This is a genomic window from Pantoea sp. Cy-639 (genome assembly GCF_011752525.1).
Lineage (GTDB): Bacteria > Pseudomonadota > Gammaproteobacteria > Pseudomonadales > Pseudomonadaceae > Aquipseudomonas.
Genome location: NZ_VWXI01000005.1, coordinates 74,795 through 100,827, shown reverse-complemented (window position 1 = coordinate 100,827; position 26,033 = coordinate 74,795). Strand labels below are relative to the sequence as shown.

22 protein-coding genes, 1 tRNA gene and 1 pseudogene are annotated in these 26,033 nt (G+C 63.9%); 11 read left to right on the top strand and 13 right to left on the bottom strand.

The window, feature by feature from the left end; all coding sequences use genetic code 11:
- Positions 1-7 precede the first annotated feature (7 nt).
- The 3 genes from F3J43_RS08230 to F3J43_RS08220 all read left to right on the top strand — a co-directional run bounded on the left by F3J43_RS08230 (position 8) and on the right by F3J43_RS08220 (position 2,569).
- Complete coding sequence (locus tag F3J43_RS08230; protein ID WP_166884582.1) at positions 8-1,603, top strand: alpha/beta hydrolase-fold protein; 1,596 nt, start codon at positions 8-10, stop codon at positions 1,601-1,603.
- 97 nt (positions 1,604-1,700) lie between these two features.
- On the top strand, positions 1,701-2,072 hold the full coding sequence (locus tag F3J43_RS08225) for a hypothetical protein (RefSeq protein ID WP_205297717.1): 372 nt from the start codon (positions 1,701-1,703) through the stop codon (positions 2,070-2,072).
- A gap of 14 nt (positions 2,073-2,086) precedes the next feature.
- Complete coding sequence (locus F3J43_RS08220) at positions 2,087-2,569, top strand: hypothetical protein (RefSeq protein ID WP_166884578.1); 483 nt, start codon at positions 2,087-2,089, stop codon at positions 2,567-2,569.
- Between the two features lie 37 nt (positions 2,570-2,606).
- Here the strand turns inward: F3J43_RS08220 and F3J43_RS08215 are convergent.
- The 3 genes and pseudogenes from F3J43_RS08215 to cynR form a co-directional block, all read right to left on the bottom strand.
- A pseudogene (locus F3J43_RS08215) lies at positions 2,607-2,789 on the bottom strand (helix-turn-helix domain-containing protein); the annotation flags it as partial.
- A 32-nt stretch (positions 2,790-2,821) separates the two neighbouring features.
- Positions 2,822-4,522, bottom strand: a complete 1,701-nt coding sequence (locus tag F3J43_RS08210) for a SulP family inorganic anion transporter (protein ID WP_166884573.1) — start codon at positions 4,520-4,522, stop codon at positions 2,822-2,824.
- 187 nt (positions 4,523-4,709) lie between these two features.
- Complete coding sequence (gene cynR / locus F3J43_RS08205) at positions 4,710-5,630, bottom strand: transcriptional regulator CynR (protein ID WP_166884571.1); 921 nt, start codon at positions 5,628-5,630, stop codon at positions 4,710-4,712.
- Positions 5,631-5,742: 112 nt separating this feature from the next.
- Here cynR and F3J43_RS08200 point away from each other — a divergent pair, with 112 nt between their 5' ends.
- On the top strand, positions 5,743-6,402 hold the full coding sequence (locus F3J43_RS08200; protein ID WP_166884569.1) for a carbonic anhydrase: 660 nt from the start codon (positions 5,743-5,745) through the stop codon (positions 6,400-6,402).
- A 30-nt stretch (positions 6,403-6,432) separates the two neighbouring features.
- The gene (cynS, locus tag F3J43_RS08195) at positions 6,433-6,903 is read left to right on the top strand and encodes a cyanase (RefSeq protein ID WP_166884565.1); all 471 of its coding nucleotides are present in this window, start codon (positions 6,433-6,435) and stop codon (positions 6,901-6,903) included.
- A 111-nt stretch (positions 6,904-7,014) separates the two neighbouring features.
- Here cynS and F3J43_RS08190 read toward each other — a convergent pair.
- From F3J43_RS08190 to F3J43_RS08175, 4 genes are all read right to left on the bottom strand, one after another.
- A tRNA-Gly gene (locus F3J43_RS08190) sits at positions 7,015-7,088 on the bottom strand.
- Between the two features lie 116 nt (positions 7,089-7,204).
- Positions 7,205-8,089, bottom strand: a complete 885-nt coding sequence (locus tag F3J43_RS08185) for an alpha/beta fold hydrolase (RefSeq protein WP_166884563.1) — start codon at positions 8,087-8,089, stop codon at positions 7,205-7,207.
- 388 nt (positions 8,090-8,477) lie between these two features.
- Positions 8,478-9,170, bottom strand: coding sequence for a pseudouridine synthase (locus tag F3J43_RS08180; protein ID WP_166884560.1), 693 nt, complete (start codon positions 9,168-9,170; stop codon positions 8,478-8,480).
- Positions 9,171-9,201: 31 nt separating this feature from the next.
- Entirely contained in the window at positions 9,202-9,414 is a 213-nt protein-coding gene (locus tag F3J43_RS08175; protein ID WP_166884558.1) for a cysteine-rich CWC family protein, read from the bottom strand.
- A gap of 217 nt (positions 9,415-9,631) precedes the next feature.
- Here F3J43_RS08175 and F3J43_RS08170 point away from each other — a divergent pair, with 217 nt between their 5' ends.
- Entirely contained in the window at positions 9,632-10,069 is a 438-nt protein-coding gene (locus F3J43_RS08170) for a hypothetical protein (protein WP_166884556.1), read from the top strand.
- A 60-nt stretch (positions 10,070-10,129) separates the two neighbouring features.
- On the opposite strand, the gene dspII is transcribed toward F3J43_RS08170, so the two are convergent.
- The gene (gene dspII, locus F3J43_RS08165; RefSeq protein WP_166884554.1) at positions 10,130-11,236 is read right to left on the bottom strand and encodes an enoyl-CoA hydratase/isomerase DspII; all 1,107 of its coding nucleotides are present in this window, start codon (positions 11,234-11,236) and stop codon (positions 10,130-10,132) included.
- 146 nt (positions 11,237-11,382) lie between these two features.
- Between dspII and ung the strand changes: the two genes are divergently transcribed.
- The 3 genes from ung (at position 11,383) to F3J43_RS08150 (ending at position 18,329) form a co-directional block, all read left to right on the top strand.
- Positions 11,383-12,057: a uracil-DNA glycosylase gene (gene ung, locus F3J43_RS08160; RefSeq protein WP_502706602.1), complete on the top strand. Its 675-nt coding sequence runs from the start codon at positions 11,383-11,385 to the stop codon at positions 12,055-12,057.
- A 109-nt stretch (positions 12,058-12,166) separates the two neighbouring features.
- On the top strand, positions 12,167-15,850 hold the full coding sequence (locus F3J43_RS08155; RefSeq protein WP_166884549.1) for a hypothetical protein: 3,684 nt from the start codon (positions 12,167-12,169) through the stop codon (positions 15,848-15,850).
- Positions 15,851-16,031: 181 nt separating this feature from the next.
- Positions 16,032-18,329: an autotransporter outer membrane beta-barrel domain-containing protein gene (locus tag F3J43_RS08150; RefSeq protein WP_166884547.1), complete on the top strand. Its 2,298-nt coding sequence runs from the start codon at positions 16,032-16,034 to the stop codon at positions 18,327-18,329.
- A 51-nt stretch (positions 18,330-18,380) separates the two neighbouring features.
- Here F3J43_RS08150 and F3J43_RS08145 read toward each other — a convergent pair whose 3' ends face one another.
- The 5 genes from F3J43_RS08145 to F3J43_RS08125 all read right to left on the bottom strand — a co-directional run bounded on the left by F3J43_RS08145 (position 18,381) and on the right by F3J43_RS08125 (position 23,785).
- Positions 18,381-19,418, bottom strand: coding sequence for an AbrB family transcriptional regulator (locus tag F3J43_RS08145; RefSeq protein ID WP_166884544.1), 1,038 nt, complete (start codon positions 19,416-19,418; stop codon positions 18,381-18,383).
- Positions 19,411-20,925, bottom strand: a complete 1,515-nt coding sequence (locus F3J43_RS08140; protein ID WP_166884542.1) for a tripartite tricarboxylate transporter permease — start codon at positions 20,923-20,925, stop codon at positions 19,411-19,413. The genes F3J43_RS08145 and F3J43_RS08140 overlap by 8 nt, the downstream gene beginning before the upstream one ends.
- A gap of 3 nt (positions 20,926-20,928) precedes the next feature.
- Positions 20,929-21,387, bottom strand: coding sequence for a tripartite tricarboxylate transporter TctB family protein (locus F3J43_RS08135; protein ID WP_166884540.1), 459 nt, complete (start codon positions 21,385-21,387; stop codon positions 20,929-20,931).
- A gap of 88 nt (positions 21,388-21,475) precedes the next feature.
- Entirely contained in the window at positions 21,476-22,456 is a 981-nt protein-coding gene (locus F3J43_RS08130; protein WP_166884538.1) for a Bug family tripartite tricarboxylate transporter substrate binding protein, read from the bottom strand.
- A gap of 45 nt (positions 22,457-22,501) precedes the next feature.
- Positions 22,502-23,785, bottom strand: a complete 1,284-nt coding sequence (locus tag F3J43_RS08125) for an OprD family porin (protein ID WP_166884536.1) — start codon at positions 23,783-23,785, stop codon at positions 22,502-22,504.
- Positions 23,786-23,984: 199 nt separating this feature from the next.
- Here F3J43_RS08125 and tctD point away from each other — a divergent pair, with 199 nt between their 5' ends.
- Positions 23,985-24,656, top strand: coding sequence for a two-component system response regulator TctD (gene tctD / locus F3J43_RS08120; protein ID WP_166884533.1), 672 nt, complete (start codon positions 23,985-23,987; stop codon positions 24,654-24,656).
- Positions 24,649-26,028, top strand: a complete 1,380-nt coding sequence (tctE, locus tag F3J43_RS08115; protein ID WP_166884531.1) for a two-component system sensor histidine kinase TctE — start codon at positions 24,649-24,651, stop codon at positions 26,026-26,028. Before tctD ends, tctE begins: the two co-directional genes overlap by 8 nt.
- Positions 26,029-26,033 lie beyond the last annotated feature (5 nt).

Genomic DNA, 26,033 nt, shown 5'->3' with positions numbered 1-26,033 from the left:
GACGAGCATGCTACGACTTCTGCGTGCGAGCGGTACGTTCGCGCTCTTGGCCCTGTGCTCGGCCCCGGCGCTGGCCGCGGCGATGAGCCTGCAACCGGGGCAGCGAGTCAGCGGCCAGGTGGGCGGGGCGAGCTCGCCGGTCTGGCAACTGGCGCTGGCGCCGGGCGATCTGGTGCGTGGCCAGGTCGAGGGCGATGTCAGCCTGCGCTTGCTCGATGACCAGGGGCAGCCGCTGCGGCTGCTGGTCGACGGCCTGGACCAGGGCCGTGAGTTTCTGTTCGTCGCTCGCCAGGGTGGCCGTTATCAACTGCGTGTCGAGCCCCTAGCCATTCGCCCGGACGAACGCTTCGGGCTGCAACTGGAGCAGGTGCTGCCAGTGAGCGCGCAACACCGCACGGTGCAGCCGCTGGCCAGCCCGACACTGCGGCGCTTGGCCGCGCAACTGGCCGCGGGTGGCGACAGCGAGGCATTCTGGAAGCGCATGGCGGCCACGGGCACGCCTTTGGTCGAACCACTGGCCAACAAGCCGGAGGTGCGCCTGTTGACCTTCCTCTGGCGTGGCGCGCATGACAATGTGCGCTTGTTCGGCGCGCCCACCGGCAACCACGAGGCGCTGCGCCGACTGGCTGGCAGCGATGTCTGGTACGCCAGTTTCGAAGTGCCGGCAGCGACACGGATGAGCTACCAGCTGGCCCCCGATGTACCGGCGGCGGACGATCGCCGGGTGATCCTGGCCGCCACCCGTAGCGATCCGTTGAACCCAGATACCTTCGCCGATGGCAGCGGTGATCCCTGGTTGTCGCGCTCACGCGTCGAACTGCCGGATGCCGCGCCGCAGCCGTGGGTCGCCGAGCGTCCGGGCGTGCCCCGTGGCAGTGTCGAGCGTCAGCGCCTGGCTAGCCGGCTGCTGGGCAACGAACGCGATGTCTATCTGTACCGGCCGCCAGGCTGGACACCTGGCCAGGCGGGCCAGGCCTTGCTGGTGTTGTTCGATGCCCATGCCTACACCCGCCAGGTACCGACGTCGACCTTGCTCGACAACCTGCTCGCCGATGGCCTGATCCCGCCCACCGCGGCGCTGATCATCGCCAACCCGAGCAGCCGCAGCCGCGAACAGGAGCTGCCACCCAATCCGCTGTTCGCCCGTTTCATGGCCGAGGAACTGATGCCCTGGGCGGCAGGCCAGGGGCTGGCGGCCCCGGCATCGCGGACGGTGATCGCGGGATCGAGCTACGGTGGCCTGGCGTCGGCCTATCTGGGACTGCAGCATCCGCAACTGTTCGGCAATGTGCTGAGCCTGTCGGGTTCGTTCTGGTGGTCGCCGCCTGGCACCGAGCCCGGCTGGCTGACCCGTGAATATGCCAGAGGCGCCCGCCGGCCCCTGCGTTTCTACTTGCAGGCAGGCTTGTTCGAGGGGCCAAGGATTCTCGACACCAACCGCCATCTGCGTGATGTGTTGCGGGCCATGGGCTATGCCCTCGAGCATGTCGAGTTTCCCGCAGGTCACGACTACCTGCAGTGGCGGGGCAGCCTGCCATGTGGACTGATCAGCCTGATTGGCAAGGGCACCCGGACGGTTGCCGAGGCCTGTGTGCCGAGCTAGTGGCTAAGGGAGCCCCCGATGGCCGGATGGGATGAATGATGGCAAAGTGCCCTGGCGTGACGCCTCTCGCGTCGCTGCCAGATCACAAGGAGCCAGTGTGAAATACAGGATTGCGGCCGTCCTCGCTTGCGGCCTGATAGGGACCTCGATGGCCGAGGCCCAGGACCTCTCGGCGCTGTACCAGGTGTACGAACAGAAGGGCTACTCGACACTGGGCATGGAAGAACTGAACCGGAGCGTGCGCTTCAGCGCTGTCGCCCTGGAAGTCTCGACCAACCTGAAGGGCGCGGCGATGCTTGCCGCAGGCGACGACGACGGCTACGAGCTGGCCCGCCTGCGTGGCGCCGACGCGGGTCAGGACGCACGCCTGAAGAAACTGCGCACAGGCGAGAAATTCGACGCCGAGTGCGTACTGCAGTTCACCTCCGGCAGTGACTACCTGTCGTTCAGCCAATGCATCTTCGATTAAGCAAGGAAGCCCTCATGCAAACCACCCTGCGTATTTTCACCCTGGCCGGTTGCCTGGCCGCGTTTTCCGTTTCCGCTGCCGAGCCGTCCCAGGCCGAGCTGTACCAGAAACTGGCCGAGTGCCAGGCCAGTACGGAACAGGTCGAGGCTTTCAACGCCCTGGCCGATGCCGAGCAGGTGACCTTCGCCAAGGACGAGGAGCACAGCCCTTGGGGCGGCGCGGCCTGGCGAGTGGATCCTGCGTTGAAGGCCAATGGCGTGTCGTCGCCACTGGCGGTGATGACCGATCGCAACAGCTTCTTCCTGCAATCGGCCAGTACCGCGCCGCTGGCCGACGCGGCGAAGCTGGCCAGCGCGCTGAAGCTGCGCAAGACACTCGACACCGACGGTTATGTCGACTACCAGCGCACCCTGGACAACGGCGCCACGTTGCGGGTGGTGTCGACCGAGGACAAGAACACCGACCTGTATGTCGGCTGCAGCTACCCGCAGAACTGAAAACCTACCCGGGCGTGCGGCGATGAACTGGAAGTCCTCAGGGCGTGAGCGCCTTGAGGACGTGCTCGGGATCGTTGTGAATCGCCCGTGGCAACGCCTTGGCAGGGCCGGTGGTTTGCCGCCGGCCCTGTTCCCAGTTGCGCAGCGTGGCGACCTGCACGTCGATCATCGCGGCGAAACGCGCCTGTGACAGGCCGGTGGCCATGCGGATCTGCCTGACGTGTTCGCGCCGGGTGAAGATGGCTGTTTCGGTTATTTCTCCGCTGCCTCCCGGCGAGTGCGATTACGCCATACCCGGTACGCCCGGATTCCCGCCCGCACCGAGCCGAACAGCAACTTGTCTTCCATTTCCCGGGCCATCCCCGAACGCACCAGCATGCGCAGGAAGGTACCGCGGGCGCGGGCAATGGCGAAGTGGATGCCTTGGGCGGCGAGGGTGTCGCGCACCTCGCGCAGGGCGGCGATGCCGCTGACATCGATGCTGCTCACGGCCTCGGCGTCGAACAGCACCACCTGGGTCTGTTCCCCACCTTGCACCGCTTCGAGCAGGCGCATCTTGAAGTAGTCGGCGTTGAAGAACAGGATCGCGTCGTCGAAGCGGTATACCAGCAGCCCGGGCACGGTGCGGGCATCCTTGTGCTGGCGCACGTCCACCTGGCCTTCGATGCCAGGCAGCCAGCCGAGCACGGCGTCGGTGGGTTGGTAGATGCTGTAGAGCAGGCGCAGGATCGCCAGGGTGACGGCGAACACGATGCCTGGCAGTACGCCGAGGCCGAGCACGCCGACCGTGGTCAGCAGACACAGCCAGAACTCGAAGCGGCTGAGCTTGCGAATGGTCTTGAGCGACTTGACGTCGATCAGCCCCCAGCCGGCCATCAGCAGCACGGCCCCCAGCGCGGCCTGGGGGATCCAGGCCATCGGCGCGGTGAAGCACAGCAGGATCAGGGCGATCACCAGCGCGGCGATGATCCCCACCAGTTGGCTCTTGCCACCGACCATGTCATTGACTGCCGTGCGCGAGTCGGCGCCGCTGATGGCGAAGCCCTGGGAGATGCCCGCCGCCAGGTTGCTCACGCCGAGGGCGACGAACTCGTGGTTGGCGTTGATTGCATAGCCGTGACGGGCAGCGAAGCTGCGGGCGGTGAGCATGGCGCTGCAGAAACTGATGGTGGCGATCCCCAGGGCGTCGCGCAGCAGGCTCTTGGTCTCCGCCAGGTTGCTCTGCGGCCAGGCCAGCTCGGGGATGCCGGCCGGTACCGGGCCGAGGATCGCCACGCCGAAACGGTCCAGGCCGAACAGCCCGGCCAGGGCGGTGAACACCACGACGGTCACCAGGGCCGCCGGCAGGCGTGGGTAACGTCGGGGTAGCCAGATCAGCAGGCCGAGTCCGGCAAGGCCGATGGCCAGGGTCAGCCAGTGGATCTCGCCCAGGCGCTGGAGGAAGTTGATCAGGCTGAGGATGAAACCGTCGCCTTCGATCTTGAACCCCACCACCTTCGACAGCTGTCCGGCGATCAGGCTCAGGCCGATGCCGTTGAGGTAGCCGATCAGGATCGGGCGCGAGAAGAAACTGGCGATGAAGCCGGCCCGTGCCACCCCGGCGGCGATCAGCATTGCGCCCACCAGCACGGTGACGATCACCGACAGTTCGGCGATGCGGTGCGGGTCGCCCATGGCCAGCGGCGCCACGGCGCCGCCGATCATGGCGCAGGTGGCGGCATCGGGGCCGACCATCAGTTGGCGCGAACTGCCGATCAGGGCGTAGACGATCATCGGCAACACGCAGGCATACAAGCCGTATTGCGGCGGCAGCCCGACGATCTGGGCATAGGCGATGGCGATGGGGATCTGGATCGCGGCCACCGACAGCCCGGCCTGCAGGTCGGCGTGGAACCATTCGCGGCGGTAGTGCAACAGGTTGGCCAGGCCTGGCAGCCAGCGGGAGAGAAACATGCGCAGTCCTTTGGAAATGTTTCGGGAAGCTTAGGTGTTTGCGCTGGCAGCCGCTGCGCGTGCAAGCCGATTCTGGCGCAGGCCATGCGAGATGGCCATGGGCCAAGTCAATGAACACGTTCGTTGACCAATCGCTGCAGGCGCCGGCCTTGCCTCGCGGTGCTGGGTTTGCCAGTACGACCGGCTTCTACGGTTTGCATGTGTTGACGACGGAGTGGGTTTTCTCCGGCGTCGCTCTTGCCAGCTCGTTCGCTACTTCGATGAACGCACGTGCCGCAGCGCTCTGGTAGCCACCCCGGCGTTGCAGCAGGGCGGCGGTGCGCTCAAGACGCCAGGGCTCCAGGGCCAGGGCGCTCAGGCCGTCAGCATTGGCGGCGATGGCGGCCGGCAGCAAGGTCGACAGCGATGTGCGGCGCACCACCTCGAGCACGGCACTGATGGCGTTGGCCTCCATCAGGATGCGCGGCTGGATGGCATGCTGGCGGCAGTAACGGTCGATTTGCTCGCGGGTGGCGAATTCGCTGCCGAGCAGGATCAGCGATTCCTTCCCCAGTACCCGTGCATCGATCGTGGTCTGCCCGGCCAGCGGGTGACTGTCACCGACCACCAAGGCCAGGGTCTCCATCAGTAGCGGGCGGGCCTCGATATCCTGGGCATTGGCCTGTTCGAAGGCGATGCCGACATCCAGTTCGTCAGCCAGCAGCAGGGCCTCCATCTGCTCCTGGGGGAGTTCGCGCAGGTGCAGGCGGATGCTCGGGTAGAGGCGGTGAAAGGCTTCGACCAGCGGCCCGACCAGGTAGGCGGTGAAAGTCGGCGTCACGGCCAGGCGCAGCAGCCCTTCGCTCAGGTCGGCCACATCGTGCAGGGCGCGTTGCCCTTGCTGCAGCGCCTGCAACGCGGCGCGGGCGTGGCGCAGATAGACCTCGCCGGCGTCGGTCAGGCGAGTGCTGCGTCCAGAACGGTCGAACAACTGCGTGTCGAGGCTTTCCTCCAGTTGCCTGACCTGCTGTGACAAGGCCGGTTGCGAGACATGCAGGGCCGAAGCGGCACGGGTGAAGCTGAGGTGTTCGGCGACGGCGAGAAAGTACTGCACCTGGCGAGCAAGCATGGTGTATTCACATAAGATAATCGGATTGGTGCAATCATAAATTAGACTTTTACCTTATGCGAATGCTTGCCTAACCTCTGCTCCATCGCCACGCGAGCTAGAGGTTTTCACCATGAAGGACATCATTGACGGCTTCCTGAAGTTCCAGCGCGACGCATTCCCTGAGCGCGCCGGGCTGTTCCGCGAGCTGGCCAGCGGGCAAAAGCCGCGGGCCCTGTTCATCTCCTGCTCGGACAGCCGGCTGGTGCCGGAGCTGGTCACCCAGCGCGAGCCGGGCGAGCTGTTCGTCATCCGCAATGCCGGCAACATCGTGCCTTCCTATGGCCCGGAGCCAGGGGGCGTGTCGGCCTCGGTGGAATACGCCGTCGCCGCGCTGCAGGTGACCGACATCGTCATCTGCGGTCATTCCGATTGCGGCGCGATGAGCGCCATCGCCAACTGCTCGTGCCTCGAGCACATGCCGGCGGTCGCCGGCTGGCTGCGCTACGCCGAGTCGGCGCGGGTGGTGAACGAAGCCCGCCGTCACCCGGATGCGGCGGCCAAGGTCGAGTCGATGGTGCGCGAGAACGTGATTGCCCAGCTGGCCAACCTGCAGACCCACCCCAGCGTGCGCCTGGCTCTCGAGCAAGGGCGGGTGGCACTGCATGGCTGGGTCTATGACATCGCCAGCGGTCGCATCGATGCCTACGACGGAGCCAGCGGCCGCTTCGTTTCCCTGGCGCGCCATCCCGAGGTGCGCGCCCTTGCCCCACAACTGCCCCGGGCAGTGTGAACCGATCAAACCCACCCTAGGAGTAACGCCATGATCCAGTCCCAAGTCAGCCAGAACGCCCGTGTCGCCCTGACCGACGTCATCCTCCTGGCCAAGGCCCGCAAGGACCTGTCGTTTGCCCAGATCACCGAGGGCACAGGTCTGTCCGAAGCCTTCGTCACCGCCGCGCTGCTCGGCCAGCACGCCCTGCCACGAGAAGCGGCCCAGGTGGTTGCCGACAAGCTTGGGCTCGATGCCGACGCAGTGACCCTGCTGCAGGCGATCCCGCTGCGCGGCAGCATCGACAACCGTGTGCCGACCGACCCGACCATCTACCGTTTCTACGAGATGCTGCAGGTGTACGGAACCACCTTGAAGGTACTGGTGCACGAGAAGTTCGGCGACGGCATCATCAGCGCCATCAACTTCAAGCTGGATGTGAAAAAGGTGGAAGATCCGGAAGGCGGTTCGCGTGCAGTGATCACCCTGGATGGCAAGTACCTGCCGACCAAGCCGTTCTGATCGCGCAATGAACAAGGCCCGACTGGCGTATTGCGCCAGTCGGGCCTTGTTCATGGATTCGGGGGGGGTTGCCAGGGTCTCGACGGGCGATGCGACTGCCCGGAGAAAAGGTGGAGCGGGTAGAGGGAATCGAACCCTCGTCGGAAGCTTGGGAAGCTACTGTTCTACCATTAAACTATACCCGCGTCAGCGCTCGACTTTTTACCAGAACCCTCCATGAAATAGAAGCCCAAGCCTATAAAAAAGCCTGTCGGCGGCCCGTAGCCTGCGGGTAGGGGAGGGCTACAGGTCGCCGATGCGCTCAGATGGCCAGTGCATGTTGCCCCTGTACAGGTGTGTAGCGTTGGCGGGCTTCGCGCACGGTCGGCTTGAGGAATCCGAGCATGGCGTCGCGGGTGTCCTCGCAGGCGGTCTTGTGCTCCATGTCGAGGAAGTGGCCGGCATCGCGGATCACGCTGAAGTGGCACTGCCCCATATGCTGGCTGAACTGGCGGGCATCCTCGACGGTGGTGTACTCGTCGCGGTCGCCGTTGATGAACAGCACCGGGATGTCGATGTTGCGCGCGGCCTTCAGTGCCCGCTCCAGGTCGTGCTCGAGCACCTGGTTGATGTGGAAGTGCATCTGCGCGTACTCGTGGCTGTCGAGGCTGCTGACATGCCGGTAGTTGAAGCGCTTGAACAACGAAGGCAGGTGCTTGCCGATGGTGTCGTTGACCAGGTTGCCGACCTGGTAGCGATCACACGCCGCCAGGTACTGGCAGCCGCGCTCCAGGTAGTCGCGCATCGGTTCGTTGATCAGTGGCGAGAACGAGCTGACGATCGCCTTCTTCACCAGGCGTGGCTGGTGCGCCAGCGCCAGCAAGGTGCAGGCGCCGCCCCAGGAGAACGACATCACGTGGTCGGCGCGGAAATGCTCGATCAGCTCGAGCAGGATGTGCGCCTCGGTCTCCTTGGTGAGCAGCCGCTCATGGTGGTTGTGCGGCTTGGACTTGCCGGCATACGGCTGGTCGTAGAGCACCACGTTGAACTGCGGATGCAGGCTGCGCACCGTCTGGGCAAAGGACGCTGTCGTGGCCAGCGAGCCATTGATCAGGATGATCGTCTTGTCGGCGCCTTGCGCGCGATGGAACTCCGTGTAAACCCGGTACTGCCCTTGGATATCAAGTACAGCGATTTCTGGCCTCATGTCATCGACTCCTGGCGCAAAAAAGGGTATTCGCGTCACCTGGTGGTCTGTGGGGGTGAGGGGGCTCATCCGAACAGGCCGTCAGCATGCGCGCTCTTTATGACAGGTAGGCATTCGCCTTGAACTGAACTCGGTAGGCCCTGGTGTCGATCCTTGACGCGGGTGTCGACGCTATTGTTGTGGCGGGCGATTTGCCGTGCCCCGGGGTATCGGGACCCAGGGTGGCCGGCAAAGGGCGTCTTGGACTGCGCTTGTGACTGATGAGTCACATGCGGACCGACGAGTTAGCAGTCAAGCAGTGGGGACGGGATCGCGCAAGTGCCGTTGGGGAGATCTTCGCTGTCGGAAAATGCCGAGCAGTCCAGGCTCCACACAGGTGGCGGGCGGATCAGACGGCGGCGATTTCCGCTGTGCTCAATACCCTGAACTCACCGGGGCCCAAGGCCGGGTCCAGTTCGATCGGCCCCATGCGCTCCCGGTGCAGCCCCACCACTTTGTTCTGGAAATGCCCGAACATCCGCTTCACCTGGTGATAACGCCCCTCGACGATCGCCAGCCGCGCCTCGCGAGGGCCGAGGATGTCCAGTTGGGCGGGCTGGGTGGTCAGGTCCTCGAAGGCAAAGTAGAACCCTGCCTGGAACTTGTCGACGTAATGCGCGCCGATCTCGTCTTCGGTCTGCACGCGGTAGACCTTTGGCAACTTGGTCCGCGGTTGGGTCAGACGGCGCGACCACTGGCCATCGTTGGTCAGGATCAGCAGCCCGGTGGTGTTGTAGTCCAGGCGCCCGGCGATGTGCAGGTCGTCGCGCAGTGCGGCGGGCAGCAGGTCGAGCACCGTCCGGTGCTGCGGGTCGTGAGTGGCGCTGACGCAGCCCGTGGGTTTGTGCAGCATCAGGTAACGGGCCGGGCGGCCGGCCTGGTGCAGTTGTTCGTCCACCTCGATGCGGCTGAATTCACGTACCTCGTGCAAGGGATCGGCCACCACTTCACCGTCCACGCGCACACGCCGCTGGATCAGCAGCAGGCGCACTTGCTGGCGGTTGTAGCAGGGCAGGTTGCCGAGGAATCGATCGAGGCGCATGGCAGGCAGGTCGTGGGAGTCGGCGCGCAGTCTAGCGGATCGCCGCTGCCTTGAGTTGGGCGTCCACCTGCGCGCAGCGTGGGCACAGGCAGGCCGTGTCACGCAGCTCGGCGGGCAGGGCCTGGATGATTGCCGGATCGATGCTCACGCTGAAGCACCAGCAGCCCTGGGCGGCGCTGCGAGGGTCGGCCAGGCCGCACTGGTTGGGCGCGCCGCAGGCGGGGCAATGTCGAGGATCGGGCATGGTCGGTTCCGGCTGCCGGGCAACAGGTGCCGCCCTGGGCGGCCAGTATATCGGAGGGCAAGGCATGCGCGCCGCTGGGGACGACGACCTGTTTCAATTTGTTTCAGAAATCGCACCGAACCGCGGCGGCGTTGTCTGATCCTGTGTCGACGAACGCATTGCCGTCGACGCCCGTCAGCGCCGCTTACCGGGCATCCCTGCGGTCCAGGAGGCCGCCATGTATCCACGAATCCTGCTCATTGTCCTGTTGGGACTGCTGACATCCGCCTGCGCCCCGTACTACGAGAGCGACGGCTATTACCGTAGCGACTACTACAGCACCGAGCGCTACGCCTATCCGGGTTACTACCGCTACGACCGCTATTACGCGGTACCGCAGCCCCGCTATTACTACCAGCCGGTACCACGTTACTACCGCCCGGCGCCCATGCCGCAGTACCGGCCGTACCCGGCGCCGGGGATGCAACCAGGCTGGCATGGCAATCCGCGTCATGACTATGGCAACCGCCAGCGCTACGACTATGGTGGTGATCGCAACCGTAATGACTACCGCAATGACAACCACGGTGGCCAGGGTGGCCGCTGGCACGCCAATGGGCAGGGCAACAATCAGGACCACCGGCGTGAGGGCGGCTGGGGCGGCAACCGCAACTGACGGGGCTGGGTCCTCCACCCTGTAGCCGATTGGCCGGCAACGCCGGTTGCTGTCGTTCGGTCAACCCAGGTCTGCCAGCGGATGGCGGCCTTCCCACACCTTGGCGAAGTGCGCCGCCACCACCGCGGCGGGCACCTGGGCGACATCCGGCCAGTGCCAGCGCGGTGTGTTGTCCTTCTCCAGCAACCTGGCCCGCACGCCTTCGCTGAATTCCGGGTGACGGCAGCAGTTCAGGCTCATGCCGTACTCCATCTGCAACGCCTGCGCCAGCGACAGGTAGCGTGCCCGCCGGATCTGTTCCCACACCAGGTGCGCAGTCAACGGGCAGCCCTCGTGCAGGCGCTGCCCGGCAGCGGCGAGCAGCGGGTCGGCGTGCCGGGCCAGCCCGGCCAGGGCACGCCAGGCGGCCACCGGGTCGGCCACGTCGAGCACTGCGTCGATCACCGCCCGCCGCGCCAGCCACTGGCCTTCGGGCAGCTCGGCGCAGGCTCGATGCTGTTCGGCCTTGAGCAGGCTGTTGAGCTGCAGCGCGGTCTGCTCCTGCCAGTTCAGTTGCAGCAGCTCTTCGATCAATGCCTCTTGCTGGTACTCGCCCAGGAAGCGATCGGCCAGCCCTAGGTCCAGGGCATCGCGGGCATTGATCGGTGCGCCGGTCAAACCGAGGAACAGGCCGAGCTTGCCGGGCAGGCGGGCGAGGAACCAGCTGGCGCCCACGTCCGGGTACAGGCCGATGCCGATTTCCGGCATGGCCAGGCGGCTGGACGGTGTGACGATGCGCACCGCCGCCCCTTGCAGCAGTCCCATGCCGCCGCCGAGCACATGGCCATGCCCCCAGCACAGCAGGGGCTTGGGATAGGTGTGCAGGCGGTAGTCGAGGCGGTATTCGCTGGCAAAGAAGGTGGCCGCCAGAGGCGGCACGCTACCGGGCTGTTCAAGGCAGGCCAGGGCCAGGGCCCGGACATCGCCGCCCGCGCAAAATGCTTTCGGCCCGTTGCCGCGCAGCAGCACGCAGACGACTCCGGGATCGTTGGCCCAGGCGCGAAGATGCTCCTCGAGCGTTTCGATCATCGGCAGGTTCAGGGCGTTGAGCGCCTTGGGCGCATCCAGGGTGGCGATGCCGATACGCGCGCCATCGACGCCGGTGAGTACCTCGCAGTGGATGGACATGGGCTACCTCGCGCAAGTCATCTCCCCAGTATGGCTTGTGACAGCCGGGCTGCCGGTCGCCGGTCGGATCGATTGACAAGCCGGCGCGGCTTTCCTAGTGTCGCGCCACTTTGCCATTGGATGCCCCCATGACCGACGACGATCGCATCAAGCTCGAAGCCAGCTGGAAAGCCGCGCTGCGTGCCGAGTTCGACCAACCCTACATGCACCAGCTACGTGAGTTCCTGCAGGCGGAGTACGCCGCAGGCAAGGAGATCTACCCACCGGGCCCGCTGATCTTCAACGCCCTGAACTCCACGCCGCTGGACCAGGTCAAGGTCGTCATCCTCGGCCAGGACCCGTACCATGGCCCTGGCCAGGCCCACGGCCTGTGCTTCTCGGTGCAGCCAGGCGTGCCGACCCCGCCGTCGCTGGTGAATATCTATAAGGAACTCAACCGCGACCTCAACTTGCCCATTCCCAATCACGGCTACCTGCAGAGCTGGGCCGAGCAGGGCGTGCTGCTGCTCAACACCACCATGACCGTGCAACGGGCCAATGCCGCTTCGCATGCGAAAAAGGGCTGGGAGTTCTTTACCGACCGGATCATCCAGGTCGTCAGCGAACAGTGTCCGCACGTGGTGTTCCTGCTGTGGGGCGCGCATGCCCAGGGCAAGCAGAAGCTGATCGACGGCACCAAGCACCTGATACTCAAAGCGGTGCATCCGTCACCGTTGTCGGCGTATCGAGGATTCTTCGGCTGTGGGCATTTCAGCCGCGCCAATGGCTTCCTGCAGCAGCACGGCATGGCCCCGATCGACTGGTCGCTGCCGGAGTTGTAGGACCACCGCACCTAGCATTTTTGCCAGTTCCGCCCGGTAGAACACCACCCTACAGTGACGTCAGGGCTCGGCGTACAAGCGTCGAGCCGCCACTGTCAGGGGATGTGTGATGACCATACTCGTTCAACGTAGCAGTGCCATGACCGGCACCTTGGCGGGCAATCAGCCGCTTGAGCTGCAAGTACCAAGGCTGTTGGACGCCTTGCCCCTTCTGGATGACGAAAACGGCATCTTTACCTTGCCTCTGGCGGTCCAGGCACAGCCTCTACGCTTTGAGCTGCATGCCTGGGATGGTTATGAAGATGACTACAGGATGTTGGTCGAGAGCGGGTACACCAACCTTCAGGTGGCGTGCCAAGCGGTGCGTGACGCAATACCGATTGGCGATACCGTCATAGTTGCCATGGTCGCCGAGCCAGAGCGATTCCGTGCCGAGCTCGAGCTTCCTGCACCGTCACCATTGCGTGATCGTGAATTCGATATCGCTTATGACCTATGGATCGTGGATGTCGAAAACGTCGTCAGATCCAGTTCGACCCAGGTCTACTATGACCGTACCGCGCCTGGCGAGAACGCTCCTTTCACCTTTTCCGGACCTTCGCTCATCGACCGTGAGCATTTGGACGCCAATGATGGCTCTGCCACGTTGGAACTGCAGCGTTGGACTGACCTGCGTCTGGAAGATCAAGTACTGGTGTTCTTCCGCCCAACGGATGGAGCGTTGCCAACGGTGCCCACTGCGGTCATCACAATTACCGAGACCAACCACCTTCTGCCCAGCATTCCATTGTTGATCGCCGAGCAATTGTTGGTTTCGGGGAGCTTCCACGTCAGTTGTCAGTTGCGCGATCGCGCCGGGAACGTCAACCGTGCTTCCAACGTGCTGTCAATTACCGTCGATCTCTCCGCCGGGGGAGCGTTGTTGCTTCCGATCGAGCGTATCGTACCGGATTTCGTAAACCTTAACGGCTGGATCAATTGCAAGTCGCTTGAGCGCAGCCTGTTAGATCCATGGCCTGATCCTGATATTCCGCGAGGCATACTTTTCCGCGTGCCGCTGCCCCAGGATGGCGTGAGCGCCGGTGACCCGGTGCAGATCATCTGGCAGATGTGCAGTGACCTGTCTGGTCGGGTGCCTATTTCCAAACCTTCTTTTCTCCCGTCCAAACCGTCGTTGTTACGTGCGGACGGGCTTGTCGTCATGTCTGCAATCGATGAACTGATTGTCGAGGAGTTCAGGAAAGCGTTCGGACCGGAAGGTAAACCTTTCGAGGGCTCGGTCAATGTGGCCTACAGGATTCAAACGCCGGCGGGACGTTGGCGTACCAGTGAGCTGGATTCGCTCTACGTGTCGCTGCAAAAATCAAGTGGTGTGTGTAGTGGTCCTTGGTTAACAAAGCAAGTGCAGTTCCCACAGAACAGGAGCTTGATCATGGGTGCATATGAAGGTGCGGGTACGAATGGACCGTCTGAGTTGAGTGCTGAAGATGAACGCCAACTAGAGCTGAAGTCGAAAGCTGCACTCAAGGCTGAACGCGACAATATTCTCGAGAAGCGCACGAGCAAGCCGACATTTATCGGCAAGGTCAAAAACGAGGGCATGGGCATTTTCGCAGACCTCTTGGCCGACGAGTTTACATTTAAAGATACGTTACCGAATAACGCTGTCGTTCGCCCCAACGAGATTCCCATTAGAGCTCTTACGGATGAGGATGAGAAAGGGGAAGACAATTCGAATCATTTCATCACGATCCTAGTGCCTAAATGGGCGGAAACCGGTGGGAAGGACTACACATCCTCGAGCGATCAGGTACGACTTATCTTCAATGGTATCCCGTGGCGTTACGCGGGAGAGGAGGGTGAGCCTGAGGATGATCCTGACGAAGAGCTTCGCCGTGGCGAGCCCTTCAGCTTGGCGCACGGTGACCTGGAAAAAGTGGAATTTCCCGTATCCGTTCAGATCACCCCGAAGATGTTCGAGTCCCTTGGGGAGGGGATTCATCGGATCGCCTACGAGGTGATAAACGATCAGGCTCTCAACTCGGATAGGTCTTTGCCTCAACGCTTTACCCTTGATCGGGTCCCACCTTCGTTTGGTGTACCTCCGGGGGCACTGTTGACGCCGACCGTGCCCCCACCTGTGGAAGCAGGTAGGCCGGTTTTCAGCAAGGAATACCTGGATGCCAATGCGACGGTAATTTTCCCGATACCGGCTTACACCGTGTCGCGTGCGGGTGATCTGATCCGCGTGCTCAATGGCAGTAATGAAGCTGAAGTTGTGCGTTATACCGTGATTTGGCCTGAAGCAGATCCGGTCGCGCCTGTGCGGCAGATCTCGGTGCCCGCTGAAGAGCTACGGAGGTTGGGCAATGGTAACCATCAGCTGGTCTACATCCTGGCCGACCGTGCTGGTAATCCATCCGGCAAATCGATCGGCTACAACTTCACCGTACGCCTTGAAGAGTTGCCGAGCGCTTTGTTAGCGCCAGAGATCAACAACCCGGACGGTACGCCAAAGATTGATCCGATCGTGCGTGCTGATCTGTCCGCCACGGACGAAACGAAAGTCGTGGACATAGTCATCCCGGCTTATACGGGCTCGCAACCCACTGACTTGATCGAAGTGACCTGGACCGATGGAACCGGTACCCCTCATTTAATTACCCCGTTCCCCTTCTCCGCTGGCAAGGTGAGTGTGGGCTGGGCCTTCCTGTCGATACCTGATTCCCGAGCGCTATACACGGCCTCGGTCACCTATCGTGTACTGCGCAATGGGCAACCGTTTGGCCCGTCACCAGCGGCGAGCCCACGGGTCGACCTGCGGATCGTGGGGCCGGTAAATCCAGACGAGCCCGAGCCGGTCAACCCTAACCTGAACACGCTGACCGTTGTCGGTGGGAGTGGTAAGTCTCCGGACAACTTCATCACACCGCAGGACCGTGTGGACGAGGGGGGAACGATCAGGGTCCTGGACGGCACCATCAAGTTCACAGTTTATCAAGGGGCCGAGGCAGGTCATGTCGTGACCATCTTCTATGGTGGGCAGCAAGTCACGACCCTGACCTTGGGCGCCGAACTACCAGGTCAGGTCATTGAGTTCAATTTGCCAGGCGCTATTATCCAGGCGCAGGGCAATGATGTGGTCCTCGCCTACTACACGATCAAGGAAACCGCAGCATCTTCCAATTTCCAGCAGTCGCGGAACACGCGAGTGACCGTGAGTGTCATTACAGTGCTGATGCGGAACTTTGTCTGGTTCAACTATGCCCAAGGCGTGCCATTAGCTCGGCAGAACAAGCGACCAGGCCTAATAACCGGAGCTACCAACCTGACCGGGGTACTAAACTGCAACGCCAGTCCCTGGGCCGGTATCAACCTGCTTTTGCGCGACTTCCGCACAGGTGATCCTGAGTTAGGCGAAGAAGCAGTTAATCCACCGGTTTCGGTAAACATTCAACCAGGTGATTTCCTAACGGTGTACTGGGAATATCATCCTGGCACTTCGACCGGTGTTCAGGATCCTTCACTTCCTCCAGTCCCTCCAGCCATCGAGCATGTCTTGAGGGAGGTTGAGGTACCACCGGAATTCAATCCAGCGGCAGGTTTTGCATATTCGATCCCGTATACTAACGAGCTGTTTGGTCAGACTAAAAATCCACCGGATGCCGCGGCTGACTCGATCGTCTGTAGGTTCTCAATTCGCAGAGGTGTAAATTCTTGGATCTCGCGTAGGTGCTTGGTCAAGTACAATACTAAGCAAAATGGTTTATGCAGTGGCTGGGTCGCTAGGTGACTCTAGATAAAGTGTAAAGTTCAAATCACCTTGTGGGCGGCGTCATGCCCGCAAGGTGATTGTAGGAATAATCCTGTTCCCTATAAGGCAATTCTTACATATGTACATCTTGGGGACTACTAGGATTGCAGCGGTTATCAACGCCGTGTCGGCTAAAAACTGCTTCTCAAAGGTAGTGTCCATGCGAGATTTTCCCCGCGCCAGAGCGAACACTTTTTCAAATTTCTCCTTATCCAGGCTGGCATGTTTGCTGGCTCTAGGCACCCTCAGTCCACAGGTTTCGGCGCTGGTCCTGAATAACCAAACGTTGACGATCACCTCAGCCAATGCACCGACCAACTATGTGCTGATCAACCAGTCCGTGCTAACCGTTGACGGTGCGCAAGCGACCAGCATCTCGGTCACTGATTCGCAGCTCAATATCCTCAGCGGTACCTCGCGAGTGACCAATGGCACGGCAGTAGGCCTGAGCGACAGCCAGGCAAGCATTGCCAATGCCACTATTACCAGTGCCAATGGTGTCGGTTTGGCGCTGACGCATTCTGCGGGCGCAGGTTCCACGGCGGTCGTGCGTAACAGCCAGATCCAAGGAGGAACAGCTGCGGTGCAGGTCAACGCGGATGGTGTTCTCGACATTGCTGGTTCAGAAATGACTGCGACCGCAGCCGGTGGCAATGGCCTGCGCCTTCAGGGGGGCACGGCCCACGTCAGCGGCAGCAGTATCGTTGGGCAAGGCGCTGGTGTGTTCATGCTGACTGAAGTGGCCCGGCCGAGCGTGGCAACCTTGCGTCTGGATGGTAGTTCTGTAACCAGTACCGCAGGTCTAGGTGTCGATGTACGAACACGCAGCGATGCTGTCATAGACCTGAGTAACGGAGCCTCGATCAAGGCAGGCAATGGAACCGCGATCCAGGTGGCAGGGTTCTCCAACCTTGCCCTTACCGCCAGTGATTCGGCAATCAGCGGTAACGTTAATGTGCTGGCAGGTGGCCGGACGAGCCTGGCACTGCAGCGCGCCACGCTGAACGGCGACGTTATCGCCGGAGAGGGTAGCGATGTTGTGGTGGCATTGGCTGAACGCTCGCAACTGACCGGCAACTTGCAGCAGGTGCGGGCCATGACGCTGGACAGTGGAGCCCAACTGACCGGCTCCACGAGCGGACTGGGTCAGGCCCGTATCGGTACGGGCGCTAGCTGGACGCTGACGGGCAGTAGCGATGTCGGAAAACTGACCATGATGGGGGGGACCATCGTCTTTGGTGGCACGCCCAGCTTCCAAACCCTCACCGTTACCGACCTCTCCGGCAATGGCAACTTCCATATGGACGGTGACTTCATCACTGGCCGGGCGGATCAGTTGATCATTACAGGCACATCTGAGGGCCAGCACGGTCTGCTGGTGGGCAGCACTGGTCAGGAGGCCAGCGTGGAACGGATGCCGCTGGTGCAGACGGCCGATGGCGGGGCCCAGTTCCATCTGCTCAATGCCCGCGAGCGGGTGGATGTCGGCGCCTTCTCCTATGAGCTGGCGCAGGAGGGCAACGACTGGGTGCTGAACCGCGAGACCCGTACCGTCGCGCCTATCACCTTGTCGGCCATCGCCCTGTTCAACACGCCGATCACTGTCGCCTATGGCGAGATGAGCTCGCTGCGCACGCGCATGGGCGAGTTGCGCTACAGCGAAGGCCGCAGCGCGGGTGTCTGGGCGCGGGCCTATGGCAACAAGTTCAACGTGTCGGGCCTGTCGAACTACCAGCAGAACCAGAACGGCGTGAGCGTCGGTGCCGACATGCAGGTGGCGGAGACCGATTGGCTGGTAGGTGTGCTGGCCGGTAGCAGCCATTCGGACCTCAACCTCGACTATGGCAGCTCCGGCAGTGTCGACAGCTACTACTTCGGGGGTTATGCCACCTGGCTCGACCCAGAGACCGGTTACTACGTCGACACGGTGCTCAAGTACAACCGCTACGACAGTGTCGCCAAGGCGGCGATGAGCGATGGCACTCGCTCCAAGGGCGATTACGACTCCCATGGCCTGAGCGGCTCGGTGGAGGTGGGCAAGCATATCAAGCTCGACCAGGGGTATTTCATCGAGCCGTTCGCCCAGGTGAACGCAGCCATCGTCACCCCCAAGGACTACACCTTCGACAACGGCCTGCGTGCTGAGAGCGATCATGCCAAGTCGTTGCTGGGCAAGGTCGGTACCACGGTGGGCAAGACCATCGCGCTGGATGGCGGTGGCATGATCCAGCCGTATGTCAAGGCGGCCCTGGCCCATGAGTTTGCCCAGCGCAGCGAGGTGCAGGTGAACGACAACGTGTTCCGCAACGACCTGTCAGGCTCCCGGGCCGAGCTCGGGGCGGGGGTGTCGCTGGCACTGTCGAAGCAATTTCGTGTGCACGCCGATGTGGAGTACAGCCATGGCGAGCACATTGAGCAGCCATATGGCGTGAACGTTGGGGTTCGCTACGACTTCTAAGCGTGCACGCAAACACAGACAGGCAGCCTTGGCTGCCTGTCTGTGTTTGCGTCAAGGCAATCCTGACTTGCCGTTCCAGCGATGGAACAAGGGCTCGGCCAGGAACAGCACGAACAACAGCCGCATCACCTGCAAGGCCGTCACCAATGGCACCGACAACTGCAGCGTCTCGGCTGTCAGGCTCATTTCGGCGATCCCCCCGGGCATCATGCCCAGGGTCAGCGAGCGTAAGTCCAACTGCGTCAGCAGGCTCAGTGCCCAGGCCGCACTGGCGGCGATCAGCATGCACAGCGCCGTGGCCAGCAAGGTGCGACCGAGGAACGACGGCGCGCGACGGAAGAATGCCCGGTTGAAGTGGCAGGCCAGGCCGCTGCCGATCAGCCACTGGCCGATCTGGCTGGCGCCATTGGGCAGGCCGATATGCAGGTCGCCGGCCAGGCTGGCGCTGGCGGCCACCAGCAACGGGCCGAACAGCCAAGGGTTGGGTTGGCGCAGACGCTGCCAGAGCAGTGCCGCCAGCACGCCCAGCGGCGCGATCAACAGCAGCCAGCCCCAGCTGACGCTGGCGCTGTGATTCAGTGGTACCCCATCGCCGAGCAACAACTTGAACAGCGCCGGCACGCACAACACCACCGCCAATACCCGCAGGCTCTGCGCCGCAGCGACCTGGCTGAGCGCCGCGCCATTGCGCGCCCCAAGGTTGACCATCTCCCCCGAACCGCCCGGCATGCTGGCGAAGAACGCCGTGGCCCGGTCCTCGCCGGCGCACCGCAGCAACCACACGCTGATCACGCTGGACAGGGTGGTGAACAAGGCGCCGAAGACGATCAGTGCGAAGTGGCTGGCGACCTGCTCGATCACCGCCGGGGTGAAGTGCAGGCCGATGCCCAGGCCGATGATGCACTGGCCGCATTTGCGGCCATTGGGAATCTCCGTCAGTTGCCATGGCGTCAGGCAGCGCACCAGGATGATCGCCAGCAGCGCGCCGACCATCCACGGCAAGGGCCAGCCGACCTGGCTGGCGGCATAGCCACCGGCCAGGCCGACCAGCCCGGTTGCGACGAACAGCGGCAACCTGCGCTCAGGCATCGGCCATGGCCCGGCGTTGCAGGGCCCGTTTGCGCCAGATGCGCAGCAGCGGCAGGCTCAGCATGCACACCACCAGCACCCACACCCCCATGCTGATCGGACTCGACCAGAGGATGCCCAGTTCGCCATTGGAGATCGACAACGCACGGCGCAGGTTCTGCTCCATCAGCCCGCCGAGGATGAAGCCCAGCAGGATCGGCGACAGCGGGAAGTCCAGCTTGCGCAGGATATAGCCCATGATGCCGATGCCGACCATCAGGAACAGGTCGAAGGTGGTGGCATGCACCGCGTACACGCCGATCGCGGTGATGATCGCGATCACCGGCACCAGCGCCCAGTTCGGCACGGCGAGGATACGGGTGAAGATGCGGATCATCGGGATGTTCAGGATCACCAGCATGATGTTGGCGATGAACAGCGAGGCGATCAGGCCCCAGACGATGTCCGGCTGCTGTTCGAACAGCAGCGGGCCGGGGGTGATGTTGTACAGGGTCAGCGCACCGATCATCACCGCGGTAGTGCCCGAGCCGGGTACGCCGAGGGTCAGCATCGGCACCAGGGCACCGCAGCAGGAGGCGCCGATGGCGGTTTCCGGGGCGGCCAGGCCACGGGCGTCGCCCTTGCCGAAGTTGCCCTTGTCGCCGGCCATGCGTTTTTCGGTCATGTAGGCCACGGCGCTGGCCAGGGTCGCGCCGGCACCGGGCAGCACGCCCATGAAGAAGCCGAGCAGTCCACAGCGGATGTTGACGAAGAACACCGACGCCGCTTCCTTGAAGTTGAACAGCATGCGCCCAGTGGCCTTGACCGCGATATGGCCGTGGTGGGTCTTTTCCAGCAGCAGCAGGATCTCGCTGATCGAGAACAGCCCCAGCACCAGCACCACGAACTGGATGCCGTCGGCCAGGTGCACGCTGTCGCCGGTGAAGCGGTATACGCCACTGTTGGCATCGATGCCGACCGCCGACAGGAACAGGCCGATCAGCGCGGCGATGAAGGTCTTCAGCGGCTTGTCGCCGGCCATGCCGCCGAGGGCGACGATGGCGAACACCATCAGTACGAAGTACTCCGCCGGGCCGAAGGCAATCGCCCATTTCGCCAGCAGCGGGGCGAACAGCACCATGCCGCAGGTGGCGATCAGCGCGCCGATGAATGAGCTCCAGGCCGACAGCGACAGGGCGACGCCGGCCAGGCCCTGGCGGGCCATGGGGTAACCGTCGAGGGTGGTCATCACGGTGGAGGCTTCGCCGGGGATGTTCAGCAGGATCGAGCTGATCCGCCCGCCGTATTCGCAGCCAAGGTATACCGCGGCGAGCAGGATCAGCGCCGACTCCGGCGGCAGGCCGAGGGCGAAGGCGATGGGGATCAGCAGGGCCACGCCGTTGATCGGGCCCAGGCCTGGCAGCAGGCCGACCACGGTGCCGATCAGGGTGCCGGTGAGGGCGGTGACCAGGTTGTACGGGCTCAGGGCGACGCCGAAGCCCTGGCCGAGGTAGCTCAAGGTGTCCATGTGTCAGTTCTCCAGTACGTCGAGCAGGCCAAGGGGCAGGGGCACGTCCATCACCCGGTCGAACAGCCAGTACAGCAGTAGGCTCATGCCCACCACCACCACGGCGCTGTGCAGCCAGCGGCCGCCGTACAGTCGGGCCATGGGAATGCCGACCAGCACCGCGCTGAGGATGAAGCCGAGGGTTTCGAAGGTGGCGGCGAAGACCAGCAGCAGGCCGACGCAGGCGGTGATCTTGATCAGGGTCTCGCGGTCCAGCTCGGGTTCGTCGTCCTTGCGCACGATGGGCGTGGGGCGGATCGCCAGGTAGAGCAGGCCCAGGCTCATCAGGCCGAGCATCAGCAAGGGGTAGGCGCGTGGGCCCACCGGTTCATAGGAAAACGCGGCCTGGTAGGGCCAGGCCATGACCGCCAGGGCGGCGCATACCGCCAGCAGGACCAGGGCGAAGATACGTTGCAGGATCATGGGGGGAATCCTCATGGTTCATCAGCATGACGCGGTCCCTGCAGGAGCGGCCTTGTGCCGCTCCTGCAGAGGGCGCCTTGTGAGTGGCTTACTGGATCAGGCCGAACTCACGGGCCAGTGCCTTGTAGTCCGCCACCTGCTTCTTCACGTAGCTGTCCAGCTCCTCGCCGGTCATGGCGAACGGGAACAGCTCGCGCTGGTCACGCAGCTTGGCGAAGTCTTCGGAGGCCAGCATCTTGTCGAACGAGGCCTTCCACCAGGCGTAGTCCTCGTCGCTGACCTTCGGCCCCAGGTAGAAGCCGCGCACTACCGGCCAGACGATGTCGTAGCCCTGCTCCTTGGCGGTGGGGATGTCCTTCATTTCCGGCTCGTCCAGGCGGTTTTCGGCGAACACCGCGAGGATGCGCATGTTGCCGGCCTGGATGTGCGGCATGGAGTCGGAGATGTCGGTGGAACCGACCTGGATATGCCCGCCGAGCAACGCCGTGGCGATCTCGCCGCCGCCTTCCAGGGCCACGTAGCGCAGGTCGCGCGGGTTGATGCCGGCGGCCTTGGCGATCAGCGCGGTCTGCATCCAGTCCTGGCTGCCGACGGTGCCGCCGGAGCCGATCACCACCTTGCTAGGGTCCTTCTTCAGGGCCGCCACCAGATCGTCGAGGGTCTTGTACGGCGAGTCGCTCTTCACCGCGATGGCGCCATAGCTGGTGCCGACTGCCGCCAGCCATTTCACCGCGTTCTCGTCGAAGCGGCCGAACTTGCCCTGGGCCAGGTTCAGCAGCGAGCCGCTGGACCAGGCCACCAGGGTGCCGGCATCGGCCGGGCGCTGGGCGACCACGGCGTTGTAGGCCACCGCGCCGACGCCGCCGGGCATGTAGGTCACGCGCATCGGCTTGCTGAGCAGCTTTTCCTGCACCAGGGCGCTCTGCACCAGCTTGCAGGTCAGGTCGAAACCGCCGCCGGGCGAGGCCGGGGCGATGCATTCGGGGCGTTTCGGTTCGGCGGCCAGGGCGTTGCCTGCCAGCAGCAGGCAGCCGGTGGCCAGTACCAGGCGGCGCAGTGAAAAGGTCATCGTCTATCTCCGTGAGCGTTGTTGTTATGGGTTAGCGCTGTCGGCTTACCACAGGGCCACGCTGTAGCTCACCAGCAGCCGCACCTCGTCCGCGTCGCGGGCGAAGTTGGAGCGGAAGGTGGCGTTGCGCAGACGCACGGCGACGTTTTTCAACGGGCCGCTTTGTACCACGTACTTCAGTTCGGTGTTGCGCTCCCATTCCTTGCCTTCGCCACCGGTCGCGCGGCTGACATTGTCGCCGCTGAGGTAGCGGGTCATGAAGGTCAGGCCGGGAATACCAAGGGCGGCGAAGTTGTAGTCATAGCGCGCTTGCCAGGAGCGCTCGTCTCTGCCTGCGAAGTCGTTGATCTGGACGAAGTTGACCAGGTACGGATCGGCACCGTCGACATAGGGGAAGGCGCTGTCGCCGGAGAGCTGCTGCCAGGCGCCGCTGAACTTGTGCCCGCCAAGGCTGTAGCTGAGCAGGCCGTTGAAGGTGGTGTTGTCGATGCGCCCGGCCTTGGCGGCGCCGGCGTCGTCGCTGAGCGCCAGGCGCAGGTCGGCGCCGAAGGTACCCGGGCCCCAGGGCTGGCTGGCGACCAGGCCGATGAAGTGCTGGCGGTAGATGTCGTCGAGCTGGGCGAAGTGGTAGCTGCCGGTGATGCGGTCGCTGAACTGGTAGTCGAGGCCACCGGTGTCGAAGTGGTCGGCGCTGAAGGTGCCGCCGAAACGGCCGTTCTTGTTGTTGAGGGCCAGGTCTTCCCAGTTGGTGTCGTTGCGGTCCTTGGCTTTCTCGAGGCGCGCGCCGGTGAAGGTCAGGCCTTTGATTTCCTTCGAGGTGAGCAGGCCGCCCTCGAAGGTCTGCGGCAGAATGCGCCCGTCGTTGGGCTGCAGGGTCGGCAGTTCGGGGATCAGCGTGCCGATCTTCAGTTCGGTCTGCGACAGCTTGACCTTGCCGGTCAGGCCGAGCTTGGAGTATTCGTTCGCGGCCTTGCCGTCGTCATGGGTCGGCAGCAGGCCGGTGCCGGTGCGGTCGGGGCTGGAGTCGAGCTTGATGCCGAGCATGCCCAGCGCATCCAGGCCGAAACCCACGGTACCGTCGGTGTAGCCGGACTCGAAGTTGAGCATGAAACCCTGGGCCCATTCGTCGCGCTTGGACTGCTGCGCGCTGGTGCCATCGCGAAAATCGCGGTTGAAGTACATGTTGCGGGTTTCGAAGGTGGCCGTGCTGTCTTCGAGGAAGGCGGCCTGGCTCATGGGCGCGACGCCGGCAAGGGCGAAGGCGAGGGCGGAAGGTCGGGCGGCGAGCGAACGGGTAGGCGCGAGCGCCTGCGGCTGCATGGACAGCATCGTCGGTGACTCCATTTATTGTTCTTATGTGTTGCACCTTGCTGGTGCTTTTCACGGCGCGCGGGGCGACCGTGGTGCGATGCTAGGCAACCAACCTTTCGCCAACCTTTCAGCGCGAAAGGTTTGTCGTCGGGGCTTCACAGCCCGCCTGCCGGCGGTACACTCCGGGCGAAAAGCCCAGTCGAACAGGGAGAATCCGATGCGAGTGCTGCTGGTCGAAGACCACCTGCAACTGGCCGAAAGCGTGGCCCAGGCCCTCAAGGGCCTGGGCCTGACCGTGGACGTGCTGCACGATGGCGTGGCCGCCGACCTGGCGTTGGCCAGCGAGGACTATGCCGTGGCCGTGCTGGATGTCGGCCTGCCCCGGCTGGACGGCTTCGAAGTGCTGGCGCGCCTGCGCGGGCGCGGCAAGACCTTGCCGGTGCTGATGCTCACCGCGCGCAGCGACGTGAAGGACCGTGTGCATGGCCTGAACCTGGGGGCCGATGACTACCTGGCCAAGCCGTTCGAGCTCACCGAGCTGGAGGCACGGGTCAAGGCCTTGCTGCGGCGCAGCGTGCTCGGTGGCGAGCGCCAGCAGCACTGCGGGCCGCTGGTCTATGACCTCGACACCCGGCGTTTCGCCCTCCAGGGCGAGCCGTTGACCCTGACCCAGCGCGAACAGAGCGTGCTCGAGGCGCTGATCGCCCGGCCCGGGCGGGTGATGAGCAAGGAGCAACTGGCCGCCCAGGTGTTCGGCCTGGATGAGGAGGCCAGCCCCGACGCCATCGAGATCTATATCCATCGCCTGCGCAAGAAGCTCGACGGCCAGTCCGTGGCCATCGTCACCTTCCGCGGCCTGGGCTACCTGCTCGAGCATCGCGATGCGTGAGTACGCCAGCCTGCGCGGGCGCCTGCTCGGCAACCTGGCGCTGTTGCTGGTGGTGCTGATGCTGGCCAGCGGCCTGAGTGCCTACTGGAATGGTCGCGAAGCCGCCGACACCGCCTACGATCGCACCCTGCTGGCGTCGGCGCGGACCATCGCCGCCGGCCTGTCCCAGCGCGATGGCAGCCTCAGCGCCGATGTGCCCTACGTGGCCCTGGACACCTTCGCCTACGACAGCGCCGGACGCATCTACTACCAGGTGCTGGACATCCAGCAGAAGCTGATCTCCGGCTACGAGCACCTGCCGCCGCCGCCGCCGGGCACGCCGCGCACCGACGACTACCCGGCCCTGGCCCGTTTCTACAACGCCACCTACCTGGGGCAGGATGTGCGCGTGGTCAGCCTGCTCAAGGCAGTCAGCGAGCCGAACATGAACGGCATGGCCGAGATTCGCGTGGCCGAGACCGAGGAGGCGCGGGTACGCATGGCCCGTGGGCTGATGGCCGACACCTTGCTGCGCCTGGGCATGCTGGCGTTGGGCGCGCTGGTGCTGGTGTGGTTCGCGGTCAGCGCGGCGTTGCGTCCGCTGGAGCGCCTGCGTCGCGCGGTCGAGGAGCGTCAGCCGGACGACCTGCGCGCCTTGCCGACCGTGCAGGTGCAGCGTGAGCTCGGGCCGCTGGTGCGCTCGCTCAATCACTTCACCGAGCGCCTGCGCGGCCAGTTCGAGCGCCAGGCGCAGTTCATCGCCGATGCCGCCCACGAACTGCGTACGCCGTTGGCGGCGCTCAAGGCACGGGTCGAGCTGGGCTTGCGTTCGCAACAAGCGCAGGAATGGCACGCCACCCTGGAGGCTGCGGCCCAGGGGACAGACCGCCTGACTCACCTGGCCAACCAGTTGCTATCGCTGGCACGGGTGGAGAATGGCGCGCGGGCTATCGCCGAGGGGGGGGCCCAGCGCCTGGACCTGAGCCAGCTGGCCCGTGAGCTGGGCATGGCCATGGCGCCTCTGGCCCATGCCCGTGGTGTGGCCCTGGCCCTGGAGGCCGAGGCACCGGTGTGGCTCAAGGGCGAGCCGACCCTGCTCAACGAACTGCTCAGCAACCTGGTGGACAATGCCCTGGCCCACACGCCGTCGGGCGGGGACGTGATCCTGCGGGTGCTGGCGCCGGCGGTGCTGGAGGTCGAGGATGACGGCCCGGGGATCCCCGAAGGGGATCGCGAGCGAGTGTTCGAGCGTTTCTACCGGCGTGGCGCGCAGGGCAGCGGGCTGGGGCTGGCGATCGTCGGCGAGATCTGTCGGGCGCATCTGGCGCAGATCAGCCTGCATGATGGCGAGCGCGGTGGCTTGAAGGTGCGGGTGAGCTTTATCGCGGATTGATGGGC

Coding starts and splice junctions, on each gene's coding strand:
- F3J43_RS08210 (WP_166884573.1), bottom strand. CDS start 4,522: ATGTTTCTCTCCCGCTGGCTGCCAGGCCTGGCCAACCTGTTGCACTAC.
- F3J43_RS08125 (WP_166884536.1), bottom strand. CDS start 23,785: ATGCTGTCCATGCAGCCGCAGGCGCTCGCGCCTACCCGTTCGCTCGCC.
- F3J43_RS08185 (WP_166884563.1), bottom strand. CDS start 8,089: ATGAGGCCAGAAATCGCTGTACTTGATATCCAAGGGCAGTACCGGGTT.
- tctD (WP_166884533.1), top strand. CDS start 23,985: ATGCGAGTGCTGCTGGTCGAAGACCACCTGCAACTGGCCGAAAGCGTG.
- F3J43_RS08145 (WP_166884544.1), bottom strand. CDS start 19,418: ATGCCTGAGCGCAGGTTGCCGCTGTTCGTCGCAACCGGGCTGGTCGGC.
- cynS (WP_166884565.1), top strand. CDS start 6,433: ATGATCCAGTCCCAAGTCAGCCAGAACGCCCGTGTCGCCCTGACCGAC.
- F3J43_RS08135 (WP_166884540.1), bottom strand. CDS start 21,387: ATGATCCTGCAACGTATCTTCGCCCTGGTCCTGCTGGCGGTATGCGCC.
- F3J43_RS08155 (WP_166884549.1), top strand. CDS start 12,167: ATGACCATACTCGTTCAACGTAGCAGTGCCATGACCGGCACCTTGGCG.
- F3J43_RS08130 (WP_166884538.1), bottom strand. CDS start 22,456: ATGACCTTTTCACTGCGCCGCCTGGTACTGGCCACCGGCTGCCTGCTG.
- F3J43_RS08230 (WP_166884582.1), top strand. CDS start 8: ATGCTACGACTTCTGCGTGCGAGCGGTACGTTCGCGCTCTTGGCCCTG.
- F3J43_RS08175 (WP_166884558.1), bottom strand. CDS start 9,414: ATGCCCGATCCTCGACATTGCCCCGCCTGCGGCGCGCCCAACCAGTGC.
- F3J43_RS08220 (WP_166884578.1), top strand. CDS start 2,087: ATGCAAACCACCCTGCGTATTTTCACCCTGGCCGGTTGCCTGGCCGCG.
- F3J43_RS08150 (WP_166884547.1), top strand. CDS start 16,032: ATGCGAGATTTTCCCCGCGCCAGAGCGAACACTTTTTCAAATTTCTCC.
- dspII (WP_166884554.1), bottom strand. CDS start 11,236: ATGTCCATCCACTGCGAGGTACTCACCGGCGTCGATGGCGCGCGTATC.
- F3J43_RS08180 (WP_166884560.1), bottom strand. CDS start 9,170: ATGCGCCTCGATCGATTCCTCGGCAACCTGCCCTGCTACAACCGCCAG.
- F3J43_RS08200 (WP_166884569.1), top strand. CDS start 5,743: ATGAAGGACATCATTGACGGCTTCCTGAAGTTCCAGCGCGACGCATTC.
- F3J43_RS08170 (WP_166884556.1), top strand. CDS start 9,632: ATGTATCCACGAATCCTGCTCATTGTCCTGTTGGGACTGCTGACATCC.
- tctE (WP_166884531.1), top strand. CDS start 24,649: ATGCGTGAGTACGCCAGCCTGCGCGGGCGCCTGCTCGGCAACCTGGCG.
- F3J43_RS08140 (WP_166884542.1), bottom strand. CDS start 20,925: ATGGACACCTTGAGCTACCTCGGCCAGGGCTTCGGCGTCGCCCTGAGC.
- cynR (WP_166884571.1), bottom strand. CDS start 5,630: ATGCTTGCTCGCCAGGTGCAGTACTTTCTCGCCGTCGCCGAACACCTC.